This is a genomic window from Enterobacter sp. 168J2, from assembly GCF_034107265.1.
In the GTDB taxonomy this organism is placed as follows: Bacteria; Pseudomonadota; Gammaproteobacteria; order Enterobacterales; family Enterobacteriaceae; genus Enterobacter; species Enterobacter nematophilus.
This window is the reverse complement of sequence record NZ_JAWNEB010000016.1, coordinates 23749-35271: the sequence shown is the minus strand read 5'-3', so window position 1 is coordinate 35271 and position 11523 is coordinate 23749. Positions and strand designations below refer to the sequence as shown.

General features: G+C 55.0%; 12 protein-coding genes. All 12 read left to right on the top strand.

All coding sequences use genetic code 11. The annotated features are described in order from the left end of the window. Position 1: 1 nt before the first annotated feature. Positions 2-988, top strand: a complete 987-nt coding sequence (traU, locus tag USG84_RS22770; protein ID WP_060446848.1) for a conjugal transfer pilus assembly protein TraU — start codon at positions 2-4, stop codon at positions 986-988. Positions 989-1004: 16 nt separating this feature from the next. Further along, entirely contained in the window at positions 1005-1634 is a 630-nt protein-coding gene (gene trbC, locus USG84_RS22765; RefSeq protein WP_049047529.1) for a type-F conjugative transfer system pilin assembly protein TrbC, read from the top strand. Beyond that, complete coding sequence (gene traN / locus USG84_RS22760) at positions 1631-3511, top strand: type-F conjugative transfer system mating-pair stabilization protein TraN (RefSeq protein WP_151413341.1); 1881 nt, start codon at positions 1631-1633, stop codon at positions 3509-3511. The genes trbC and traN overlap by 4 nt, the downstream gene beginning before the upstream one ends. A 31-nt stretch (positions 3512-3542) precedes the next feature. Further along, complete coding sequence (trbE, locus tag USG84_RS22755) at positions 3543-3731, top strand: conjugal transfer protein TrbE (RefSeq protein WP_058654348.1); 189 nt, start codon at positions 3543-3545, stop codon at positions 3729-3731. 30 nt (positions 3732-3761) lie between these two features. Continuing rightward, positions 3762-4511, top strand: a complete 750-nt coding sequence (traF, locus tag USG84_RS22750) for a type-F conjugative transfer system pilin assembly protein TraF (protein ID WP_151413340.1) — start codon at positions 3762-3764, stop codon at positions 4509-4511. Between the two features lie 16 nt (positions 4512-4527). Next, positions 4528-4776 (top strand): type-F conjugative transfer system pilin chaperone TraQ, encoded by a 249-nt coding sequence (gene traQ, locus USG84_RS22745; protein ID WP_045379412.1) that lies wholly within the window; start codon positions 4528-4530, stop codon positions 4774-4776. Then, positions 4766-5320, top strand: coding sequence for a type-F conjugative transfer system pilin assembly thiol-disulfide isomerase TrbB (gene trbB / locus USG84_RS22740; RefSeq protein ID WP_151413339.1), 555 nt, complete (start codon positions 4766-4768; stop codon positions 5318-5320). Before traQ ends, trbB begins: the two co-directional genes overlap by 11 nt. Further along, on the top strand, positions 5313-5741 hold the full coding sequence (locus USG84_RS22735) for a conjugal transfer protein TrbF (protein WP_151413338.1): 429 nt from the start codon (positions 5313-5315) through the stop codon (positions 5739-5741). The genes trbB and USG84_RS22735 overlap by 8 nt, the downstream gene beginning before the upstream one ends. Next, positions 5728-7098 (top strand): conjugal transfer pilus assembly protein TraH, encoded by a 1371-nt coding sequence (gene traH, locus USG84_RS22730; RefSeq protein WP_032672666.1) that lies wholly within the window; start codon positions 5728-5730, stop codon positions 7096-7098. The genes USG84_RS22735 and traH overlap by 14 nt, the downstream gene beginning before the upstream one ends. After that, a complete protein-coding gene (gene traG, locus USG84_RS22725) occupies positions 7098-9962 on the top strand; it encodes a conjugal transfer mating-pair stabilization protein TraG (RefSeq protein ID WP_151413337.1) in 2865 nt (954 codons plus the stop codon). Before traH ends, traG begins: the two co-directional genes overlap by 1 nt. A gap of 16 nt (positions 9963-9978) precedes the next feature. Beyond that, positions 9979-10410: a hypothetical protein gene (locus USG84_RS22720; protein ID WP_151413336.1), complete on the top strand. Its 432-nt coding sequence runs from the start codon at positions 9979-9981 to the stop codon at positions 10408-10410. Positions 10411-10484: 74 nt separating this feature from the next. Further along, positions 10485-11216, top strand: a complete 732-nt coding sequence (gene traT, locus USG84_RS22715; RefSeq protein WP_096198065.1) for a conjugal transfer complement resistance protein TraT — start codon at positions 10485-10487, stop codon at positions 11214-11216. The last annotated feature ends 307 nt before the right edge of the window (positions 11217-11523 follow it).

Below are 11523 nucleotides of genomic sequence, written 5' to 3'. Positions count from 1 at the left end.
AATGCTGACTGCGTGTCTGTTCGGGCTGCTTCTGTTGGGCAACAGCCCCGTGGCTTCGGCGGACGCCGCCTGCGAAGGGCGTTTCGTCAATCCGATCACCGATATCTGCTGGCGCTGCATGTTTCCTCTGTCGCTCGGCAGCACAAAAGTCACGGGCGGAGATTTACCGGACACGTCCAATCCCGGGAGCCCGATACAGTTTTGTCCCATGCCGCCCCCGGTATTTCAGCGCATCGGCCTGGCAATAGGGTACTGGGAGCCCATGGCCATGACCGATGTGGCGCGTTCTCCAGGCTGCATGGTGAACCTCGGTGGATTCACCATTAACCTGGGGAAAATGGGGATGGGCACCGCAAAAAAGGATGAAAAACAGGTGAACGGCGCGTTCTACCACGTCCACTGGTACAAATATCCGCTGACGTACTGGCTCAACATCATCACCTCCCTCGGGTGCCTGCAGGGCGGCGATCTGGATATCGGATACCTGTCTGAAATCGACCCGACATGGGGGGACAGCGCCCTGACCTCCATTCTGAATCCGGAGGCGGTCATTTTTGCCAACCCCATCGCGCAGGGCGCATGTGCGGCCGACGCGGTGGCCAGTGCAGCAAAAACGTCGGTTGACGCGCTGTTCTGGTGCGCCGGATCGCAGGGGTCAATGTATCCCTTTAACGGCTGGGTGAGCAATGAGTCCAGCCCCCTGCAGTCTTCCGTTCTGGTCAGCGAGCGCATGGCGTTCAAGCTGCACCGTCAGGGGCAGATAATGGAGAGCATCGGGGAGGATAAAAAGGTCTGCTTCGAGTATCCGTCACCCATTATTCCCAAAACGCGCTGGCGCTATCAGATGGTGAATATGTATCCGGACGTGGCGCAGTGCCATCCCTTCGGCCGAACGGTCATGCGCTGGGAAACGGGGCGTAACCCGCCGAACACGAAGAAAAACTACGGCTATCTGCTCTGGCGCAAGCGCAACTGCGTCTTCCTCTGAGAAAAAGGAAACTTCCATGAAAACTCTGTCCGGTCTGACGGCGGCGCTGCTGCTGTCAGCATACTGTTGCACTGCGCTGGCGTCAGGGGCTGATGAGGCGAACCGCGAGTTTATTCGTCAGCAGGAGTCTTTCAGCCAGCAGCTGAGGGGGCAGGACAACGCGCCGCTGCGCCAGATTCTGGAGCAGCAGGTGCGCCAGAACCCTCTTTCAGCAGACGACGCGCGATTTATCGGGGAGCTGAAACAGCGCCAGCGCGAGAACCTGCAGGATAAACCGACGCACGGCGCTCTCTATTTCGTCTCCTTTGCCATCCCGCAGGCGGGGCTTAAGCGCATGCTGACCGAGGCGCGCCGCTACGACATTCCCGCCACCCTGCGGGGCATGGTCAACAACGACATGAAAACGACGGCAACCGCCGTGATGGCGCTTGTTCAGGACGGTTCAGCCAGCGGTGTTGCCATCGATCCCACCCGCTTTCGTGAGTACGGGATCACCAGCGTGCCGTCCCTGGTGGTGTACTGCGAGGCGGGCCACGACGTGATTCGCGGCAATCTTCATCTGAAGCAGGCGCTGGAAAAGGTGGTGGAGAAGGGCGAGTGCAGGGATGAGGCGCAACAGCTGCTTAGTAAAGGAGAGGCCCGATGAAAAGAGCAATACTGATGCCGGTGCTGGCCATTGCCACCACGATGGCGGGCGTAAATGCATTTGCCGATGCTGACGCGCAGTACAGAGCGGGGGCTGATTTTGCCCGTCAGGTACAGGGGCAGGGGGAGAGCAGCCTGAAAAACTTTAACCCCTCAGCGTCTATCCCCAACTATACCGCCTCGCCCGGTGAGAAGAAGTACTATGGCGGCGTGACGGCGACCGGTGATGGTGCGCTGAAAGCGGACGGTACCACGGGCTGGACTACTAATGAGGCTACAAAAGCCGTCACCGACTCGTTTGTTAACAACCCGAAGGAGCCCATTTCACCCGACGCGCCGTTTATTAAGGCCAGCCAGGATGTCCAGTCCCGCGCCGATACCATCATCGGCAAAACGGGGCAGACGCAGTGCGAAGCGCAGAACATCAGCCGCAGCGAGTTCACCAACTATACCTGTGAGCGCGACCTGCTGGTTGAGCAGGCCTGTACGCGCACGGCCAGCATTACCGGCCACTACGAAAACACCACGGTGACGCGCACCTGGACGGTGCCCAACAGCGACTTTACCTATACATACGACGGCAACAAGACGGTGAACTTCAGCTTCCGTGCGCCTGCAACCGGTACCGTGCTGAGCGCGTCGGTTGCCGTCCATTTTAATGACAAAAATATGTACTACGGCTTCTCGTGGTGGGGCGTAAATGCGGATTCTGTGGCTAAAAGGGATAACGGATGGGCGCTGCCCGGTGCCGCGGGGGCTGCGCTGACCGCAGGACAGTACTCTCCACAGGGGGCAATGCTCAACAAAAACTGCCTGAGCGGTAAACAATCCCGCTGTCGGGAATATGCTCAGAAGACGCTGTCCTGGATGCAGGGCGGTACGCAGGCCTGGATGACCGCCACCCTGACCATGCAGGTGACGGACAAAAAATGGGTGCCGGACGTGGTCTGGAACGAATCCTGCCCGTTCAGCAAGAGCGAAGGTACGCTCAAAAAGACCGAATGTATTGAGCCGGGGAGCACAAAAACGGTGGTGGTTGACGGGGTGTCATACCCGGTCACGCAGGCTTGCTGGAAGTACAAAGACACGTATATGACCCAGGCTGCTGACAATGGCACCTGCAAAACCTACATGAACAATCCGGCCTGTACGCTTGCCTCACGCACCTGCGCCTTCACGGCAGAAGACGGCAGCGGCTGCCTGCATGAATACGCGACGTACTCCTGTGAAACGCGTACTTCCGGTCAGGTGATGATATGCGGCGGCGACACCTTCTGTCTTGATGGTGACTGTGAGCGGGCGCAGAACGGTAAAAACAACGATTTTGCACCTGTCGTTTCGGCACTCGCCGCGCTGGCCGCTGCGGGCAAGGACGTGGCCGCCATTAACAGCGTTAACGTGCGCGCCTTTACCGGCAGCGCGAAGTTCTGCAAGAAGTTTGCGGCAGGATTCAGCAACTGCTGTAAAGACGGCGGCTGGGGCCAGGACGTCGGGCTTGCCAGGTGCAGCAGCGAGGAGAAAGCGCTGGGCAAGGCCAAAGAGAATAAGCTCACGGTCAGTATCGGTGAGTTCTGTTCAAAAAAAGTGCTCGGCGTCTGTCTCGAGAAAAAGCGCAGCTACTGTCAGTTTGACTCTAAGCTGGCTCAGATAGTGCAGCAGCAGGGACGTAACGGTCAGCTTCACATCGGCTTTGGTAAGGCCAGCAGCCCGGACTGTCGCGGCATCACCCAGACCGAGCTGCAGCAAATTAATTTTGAAGCGCTCGACTTCTCGAACTTTTTCGACGATCTGCAAAAGAACAAGAAAATCCCGGATAACGACACCCTGACGAAGCGCGTCCGCGAGGAAATCGCCGCGCAGCTGAAGAACAAACAGTAAGCCACTCATTACTCACTCAGGACTCTCCATCATGAAAATTAAAGGATTTACTGGACGCCTTATCATCAGCCTGATTGTCGCCTCACCGGTGCTTTACTGGTGCGGGAATATCGTTGATGAAACAACCCGCATCGATGTGTTTTTTATGGCGCTGATGGTTGTGCTTTTCGTGGCGGGAGTTCTGCTGGCGTGGCTGTTAAACCCGCTTTTCAAACGATAACCGACCTGCTTCGGGATAAGGAAGGTTCCAGTGAAAAAGAGAAAGACAGCGTTAGCGCTGCTGCTTCTTGGCAGCGTTTTTTCCGCCACAGGAAAAGATGCCGGCTGGCAGTGGTACAACGAATCGCACAGAATGCCGGAGGACGACAAATCCTCTTCAGCACAGCCTCAGCAGGCCTCGCCGGACATCATGGAGAAGCTTGCCACGCTTCAGCAGGCCACGAAGCGCGCCATGTACGAGGCCATTCTGTATCCGGGCGTGGAGAACTTTACCCGCTACTTCCGCCTGCAGAACTACTGGACGCAGCAGGCCGGACTGTTCTCGATGAGCGCCAAAAAAGCCATGCTCGAGCACCCCGAACTGGACTACAACCTGCAGCACAGCCACTACAACGGTACCGTGCGCAACCAGCTGGCGGCGGACTTTGCCGACCAGCGCCGCGCCATTGAAACGCTGGCTCAGCACTATGGCGTGATGTTCTTCTACCGCGGACAGGACCCGATCGACGGCCAGCTGGTTCAGGTCATTAAAAACTTCCGCGAGACGTATCACCTCAGCGTCATTCCGGTCTCCGTGGACGGTATCGTGAATCCACTCCTGCCGGATACCCGAATGGACGGTGGACAGGCCAGCCGGCTGGGTATTCGTTACTTCCCGGCGCTGATGCTGGCCGATCCTAAAAGCGGGACGGTCAAACCCGTCTCGTATGGCTTTATCAGCCAGGATGACCTGGCGAAGCAGTTCCTCAACGTTTCCACAGATTTTGCCCCCAACTTTTAATACAGGGAGAGTTCGCATGCGTAAATTCCGTTTTCGCCTGCCTGAGTTCGATGTGCCCGGATTATGGGTGCTGAGCCTCGGGATATGGTTTCACATTGTTTCCCGCCTGGTCCGGCGCGAGCCGGAGATGGCCATTCTTCTGGCGCAGATAATCGGCGTATCTATGGTGCTCTGGGGGGGCTACCGCATCATCAACCGCTGGATTGATGCTGCCCGTGAGGCCGAAAAGGCCCGTGATGCCGGAGGATACCGACATGAACCTTAGACATACCGTGTTTACCGTGGCGCTCATGACCCTCAGCCTGGCCACACAGGCTTCCACAATGGACGAGATCAAATCGTTATGGCATCCACAGGGGGCGCGAGCGTCGGGATCTCTGCCAACATCCCCGGAAGACCCTGAAGCTAAGCCACTTCAGGCGAAGCAGCCGGTCTGGTACCGCCTCAGCAACCGGCGCCAGGTCAATCTGGCCGACTGGAAGGTCGTGCTGTTTATGCAGGGACACTGCCCGTACTGCCACCAGTTTGATCCGGTCCTGAAGTCGCTGTCGGCACGGGTGGGTTTTGGGGTGATGGCCTACACCATCGACGGTCAGGGGGATGCGTCCTTTCCCGATGCGCTGCCCGCGCCGCCAGAGGTGATGAAAACCTTTTTCCCTAACCTGCCCGTGGCCACGCCAACCACCTTTCTCGTCAACGTAAACACCCTTGAAGCCCTGCCCCTGCTGCAGGGCGCGACCGACGAACAGGGCTTTATGGCCCGCATGGATACGGTCCTTCAGATGCGCGGAGTGGGTAACAATGGCTGATCAGAACAATGCAGAGGAACACGACATGATGACTTCCGGAATGCTTCAGAGAGCTACGACGCCAGAGTTAATCGCGCTCAGGGCACGGAAAGAGGACGCACGGTTCGGCGTTTATGCTGAGTGGGCGGGCATTTTGCTCATTGCCGGCGTGCTGTCGCGCGTCTTTATGACATACGTTTTCAATGCCTGCGTCGGCGACTGGCTCAGGGACGGTCACCTGCAGCTGAAAGATTTGTGGAACGTGTTGATGTACGTCATTCCACTGATATTTATCGCGCTGAGCGGCGGGCTTGCCGTTGCAGGTGGCGTTTATGCAATCCTGAACTCGCTTTATACGAAAGGGCAAATGTTCATACTAAAACGAAAAATGGGAAAACTCGCCCTGCAGGCGAGTCGGGAGGGTGCCGATGTTCGTCCGTAAACCTCTCTCCATACTGTGTGGCCTCCTTCTTGCGTGTTCAGCGAGCGTGAGTGCCGACGTGAACAGTGACATGAACACCTTCTTTAATAAGCTGGGCTTTGCGTCCAACACCAGCCAGCCACAGGTCTGGCAGGGCCAGGCCGCGGGCTACGCCACGGGCGGCTCACTCTACGCGCGCACGCAGGTGAAAACCGTCCAGCTTATCTCCATGACGCTGCCCGACATCAACGCCGGCTGCGGCGGCATCGATGCCTATCTGGGCTCCTTCAGCTTTATTAACAGCGATCAGTTGCAGCGTTTCGCCAAGCAGATTATGTCCAATGCGGCCGGATACTTCTTCGATCTGGCGCTGCAGACCACGGTACCGGAAATCAAGACTGCTAAAGACTTCCTGCAGAAGATGGCCAGCGACATTAACAGCATGAACCTCAGCTCCTGCCAGGCGGCGCAGGGGATTGTCGGCGGTCTGTTTCCGCGCACCCAGGTCTCCCAGCAGAAGGTCTGCCAGGACATTGCCGGCGAGAGCAACATGTTTGCAGACTGGGCGGCATCCCGGCAGGGCTGCACCGTGGGCGGCAGCCTCGACAAGGTGCGCGACAAGGCCGGTACCGCTGATAAAGAGCGCATCACTAAAAACATCAATATCATCTGGAATGCGCTCGGCAAGAACGGCATGTTCAGCGGGAATAAAGAACTCAGGGAGTTCATCATGACGCTCACCGGCACCCTGATTTTTGACGAGAAGGGTAACATCACGCCGCTGCCTGCCCGCACCACGGATCGTGACATTATTAAGGCCGTGATGGAGGGCGGCACGGCGAAAATTTACCACTGCAACGACAGCGAGAAGTGCCTGAAGGTGGTGGCCGACGCGACCGTCACCATAACCGAAAAGAACGCGCTGAAGAATCAGATCAAGGACATTCTCTCCAGCATCCAGAACAAGGCTGCAACCGACACAAAGCTGACCGAGAAGGAGAAGGGCTTTATCTCCGGCACCACCATCCCGGTGTTCAAGTACCTGGTGGATCCGATGATGCTGGGCGTCTCGGACAGCCTCGTCTACCAGCTGACGGACTATATCGGCTACGACATTCTGCTCCAGTACATCCAGGAGATGGTGCAGCAGGCGCGCGCCTTGATGGCAACGGGCAACTATGACCAGGCCGTTATCGACAGCATCAATAACAACCTCAACGAGGCCACGCGACAGATAGCCTCATTCCAGGCGCAGGTGCAGGTACAGCAGGATGCGCTGCTGGTTGTTGACCGCCAGATGAGCTACATGCGCCAGCAGGTTTCGGCGCGGATGTTGCAGCGCTATCAGAACAACTATCACTTCGGGGGAGCGCGCTGATGCAGGCGATTTACGTTATCGCGGGCGGCGACTGGCTGAGCCAGACGCTGAACGCCATTGTGGCCTTTATGAACACGGACAACTGGGTCATTATCCGCCGGATCGTGACCGCGCTGTCTGTGCTCGTCGTGGCCATCACCTGGATACGCCGTCACAACGTGATGGATATGCTGGGCTGGATAGGTACCATCGTCCTGATGTCCCTTCTGGTGAGCGTGCGCACGCCGGTACAGATTATTGACAACAGCGATCTGACGAAGGTTTATCAGGTTGACAACGTGCCCGTCGGGCTGGCGTTGCCGGCGTCGCTGACGACCACCATCGGGCACGCGCTGGTGCAGGGCTATGAGATGGTCTTTTCTCAGCCGGACAGCGTGACCTACAGCAAGACCGGGATGCTGTTCGGCGCGAATCTGGTCGCGCGCAGCACCGACTTTTTGTCAAAAAATCCTGAAATCACCACGCTTTTTGCGGACTATGTGCAGAACTGCGTGATGGGCGACATCTTCCTCAACGGGAAGTACACCCTGGACGAACTGATGAACAGCACCGATCCCTACACCATTATCTTTTCTAAACCCAGTCCGCTGCGTCAGGTACAGAACTATAAGAAGTTTACGACCAGCGGTGATAACGGACAAACGGAGATAAAGGCGTTTTTATCCTGCGAAGAAGCCGCAGTGATCCTCAAACAGAAGCTGGGCCTTGATACCCAGACCGGAGGAAAAAGCTGGAGCTACTACGCACGCTGGCTGTTTGGCGGACGTCCGAATCCCGACCTGCTCCTGAGCCAGATGCTCGGCGAAAGCTATAACTATTTTTATAACTCCGGGCAGAGCGCCTCGCAAATTATCCGCCAGAACGTGACGATGAATGCCCTGCGCGACGGTATCATGGGCTATGCGGCCCGCAACGGCGATACCTCAAGCCTGCTCAACATCGCCACCACGTCCTCAATGGAGAAGCAGCGGCTCGCGCACGCAACGGTCGGGCAGGTGGCCCTGCGCTCGTTGCCCATGTCCCAGACGCTGATAGTCGGTCTGATTATCGGGATATTCCCCCTGATGGTACTGGGCGGGATGTTTAACGCCGTTACCCTTAATGTGCTGAAGGGGTACGTGCTGGCTATCATGTGGGTGCAGAGCTGGCCGCTGCTTTACGCCATCCTCAACAGCTGCATGACCTTCTATGCGAAAGCCAACGGCTCGCCGGTGGTGCTCTCTGAGCTGTCGCAGGTGCAACTTAAATACTCGGATCTGGCCACCACGGCGGGCTATCTGTCGATGCTTATCCCGCCACTGGCATGGGGGATGCTGAAAGGTCTGGGCTCCAGCTTCTCGAATCTGTACAGCCACCTGGCGTCCTCGGCCATCAGTCCGGCGGCAACGGCGGCGGCAGGGTCAATCGACGGGAACTATTCCTACGCCAACATGCAGACCGAGAATGTGAGCGGCAACAGCTGGAATACCAACAGTTCGACCATGTTTGGCCAGATGAGTCAGCAGCTGGGCAACGGAGCAACGTCCACACAGATGCGTGACGGCAGTACCGTGACTGACTCCACCCAGGCCGCGAGTAAGCTGCCCGTGAGTATTAATTTTGCCCGTCAACTGGCCTCAGCGCAGCAGGAGATGGCGCGCGAGGCCCAGACGCAGTCCCAGAGCGCGATGCAGAGCTTTAGTAGCAGCATGTCAAGCACGTGGCAGACTCTCAGCCAGTTTGGCACCAACCGGGGGAGCAGCGATTCGATGACGCAGGGCGCCGACAGCACGATGAGCGCGCAGGACTCCATGATGGCCAGTAAGATGCGCAGTGCGGTCGAGAGTTATGCGAAAGCGCATAACATCAGTAATGATCAGGCGACTCAGGAATTGGCGACCAGAAGCACACGTGATTCACTTGGGATTTACGGCGATGTAAATGCTAAAGGAAGCACGGGGCTCAAGATTTTAGGGAATGGCGTTGAATTAAGCGGCCAGGCTGGTGTTAAGGCCGGTATTGATTTTACTGATGATGACATGCATCAAGCAAGCAGTAGTTCACGTTCAAGTCAAGATGCGCGTCATGATGTAGATGCGAAAGCTTCTCAGGACTTTAAAGAGGCCAGTGATTACTTTACCAGCCGCAAGGTCAGTGAGTCCGGAAGCCATACTGATAACAACGCCGCCTCACGCGCCGACCAGCTGTCTGCGTCACTTAGCTCTGCAAAACAAAGTCTCGAGCAGTACTCGACCAGCCAGGCGCGCAGCAAGGAATATGCTGAAATGGCGTCCCGTACCGAAAGCATGAGTGGTCAGATTAATGAGGACCTGAACCAGCAGTTTGCCCAATACGTTCGTAAGCAGGCACCACATGATGCCGACACGCTGCTGACAGATACTGCTTCGCCTGAAGTGGCTAGTAAGCGCAGAGAGCTTGCCTGGTCGTTCGTTCAGGAGCAGGTTCAACCAGCTGTTGATACGGCGTATTCCTCAGGACGATCGGAAATTGGGACCTCGATGCAGGGGATTTCATCGGGCGGAAACAAAGAGGCTGTTATGGCTGACCACCAGTCTCACCGGGATGCAATAGAGGAACGCACAATGTCCAGTGGAATAACAGACAACGTTAAAGATAAGGTAGACAACATGGTCTCTGTTAACAATCAAAGTATCGGCGGAACGCACGTTCAAATCACTGGAAAATCAGAAAACATTGAAAATGAGTACAACACCTTAAAAAAACATCATAAAAAAGAGGACATGACGCAGGATAATAAATATACTGCTGAAGTAAGTGCGCAGAAAAGTTTACCCGGCGCTGACAGCCCTGAAGAATTGATGAAAAAGGCTGAGGAGTATCAAAAAAATTATCGCAAAGATTAGCGATTAAGGGGGATAAATGAGAAATGTCTTTCAGATATGTCTGGTGACCGTTGTTCTGCTTATTGCATGTGTCATCGCTGGCTGGGAACTTCCAGAAACAGTTTTCATGGCTTCGTTTGTTTTTATCTGGCAGCTTCTGTTCATTTTATTGATGATGAAAATCAGATCGAGACGACATGTTTCTAAACATAACAGTTTTGCTAATTTTTTCTGGTTGTTAATATTTCCAGTTTTCGCGATTTTCACACCTATTTTTGTAGTGACGGCATTCATTGCTGGGACAATATGGGATTTAATCAAGGCCCAAGGGGAAACTAGAATGAATCGTTGGGTTGAGAGAAGGAAGGGTAAGGATGCTTCTTCAATCAGCCAAGAATCAGTACCGCCATCTTTCGAAAGAATTAATTACAATAGCGAAAATAATTATCCTATGGGATGGAAATTTTAGGAGGGTAATTTACAGGTCAGATCGTTCTTAGGAATATTAAAAAGCATAACTAAGTAGATAACAAGGAAATCAGGATGAAGTTAAATAAGTATACTTCTGTAATTTTATTAGGTGCGATTCTCTCCCTCTCAGGGTGTGGTGCGATGAGCACAGCAATTAAGAAACGTAACCTTGAGGTCAAAACGCAGATGAGCGAAACGGTCTGGCTTGAACCATCAAGCGAGCGTACCGTTTTCCTGCAGATCAAAAACACGTCTGATAAAGACATGAGCGGGCTCCAGTCTAAAATTACCGAAGCTGTTAAAGCCAAAGGCTACCAGGTCGTGACCTCGCCGGATAAAGCCTACTACTGGATTCAGGCGAACGTACTTAAGGCCGATAAAATGGACCTTCGTGAGTCACAAAGCTGGCTCAGCCGTGGCTACGAAGGTGCAGCGGCAGGGGCCGCGCTGGGTGCCGGTATTACCGCCTATAATTCCAGCTCTGCCGGAGCCACTCTGGGCGTAGGACTTGCTGCCGGCCTTGTTGGCATGGCCGCTGATGCGATGGTCGAAGACATCAACTACACCATGATCACGGATGTGCAGATTGCCGAGCGTACCAAAGCGACCGTGACCACGGACAACATCGCCGCCCTTCGCCAGGGAACCTCTGGTGCCAAAATTCAGACCAGCACCGAGCAGGGGAACCAGCATAAATATCAGACCCGTGTGGTATCAAATGCGAACAAAGTTAATCTGAAATTCCCCGAAGCCCAGCCTGTGCTTGAAGATCAGCTGGCTAAATCTATCGCGAACATTCTTTAATTAATACCAGGGGCGGTTTCTTCCGCCCTTTTCTCTGGATCACTCAGTCCGAATAGCATCTGTTCTCCTCATTCTCTGTTGATATAAGAAAAACGCTGAGCGGTGGCGCAAATCCTTTGTGCTGCCGGGAAGGGTTGCCGGCAGGGCCGGTGAATAAAGAAATTAATATGTCAGTATTTGCATTAGTAGTGAGTATCGAAAGTGATTATCCGAATGCTTTATTTGCTGTTCCATTTTCAGTTCTGTTAATACTGCTGTGGATATTTTTTCGTAAGTGACATCTTATTTGCCAGGCCAGTAAGTAGCC

Excerpts from the sequence above, each read along its gene's own strand:
- traU (WP_060446848.1), top strand. The coding sequence starts at position 2 with ATGCTGACTGCGTGTCTGTTCGGGCTGCTTCTGTTGGGCAACAGCCCC.
- trbC (WP_049047529.1), top strand. The coding sequence starts at position 1,005 with ATGAAAACTCTGTCCGGTCTGACGGCGGCGCTGCTGCTGTCAGCATAC.
- traN (WP_151413341.1), top strand. The coding sequence starts at position 1,631 with ATGAAAAGAGCAATACTGATGCCGGTGCTGGCCATTGCCACCACGATG.
- trbE (WP_058654348.1), top strand. The coding sequence starts at position 3,543 with ATGAAAATTAAAGGATTTACTGGACGCCTTATCATCAGCCTGATTGTC.
- traQ (WP_045379412.1), top strand. The coding sequence starts at position 4,528 with ATGCGTAAATTCCGTTTTCGCCTGCCTGAGTTCGATGTGCCCGGATTA.
- trbB (WP_151413339.1), top strand. The coding sequence starts at position 4,766 with ATGAACCTTAGACATACCGTGTTTACCGTGGCGCTCATGACCCTCAGC.
- USG84_RS22735 (WP_151413338.1), top strand. The coding sequence starts at position 5,313 with ATGGCTGATCAGAACAATGCAGAGGAACACGACATGATGACTTCCGGA.
- traH (WP_032672666.1), top strand. The coding sequence starts at position 5,728 with ATGTTCGTCCGTAAACCTCTCTCCATACTGTGTGGCCTCCTTCTTGCG.
- traG (WP_151413337.1), top strand. The coding sequence starts at position 7,098 with ATGCAGGCGATTTACGTTATCGCGGGCGGCGACTGGCTGAGCCAGACG.
- USG84_RS22720 (WP_151413336.1), top strand. The coding sequence starts at position 9,979 with ATGAGAAATGTCTTTCAGATATGTCTGGTGACCGTTGTTCTGCTTATT.
- traT (WP_096198065.1), top strand. The coding sequence starts at position 10,485 with ATGAAGTTAAATAAGTATACTTCTGTAATTTTATTAGGTGCGATTCTC.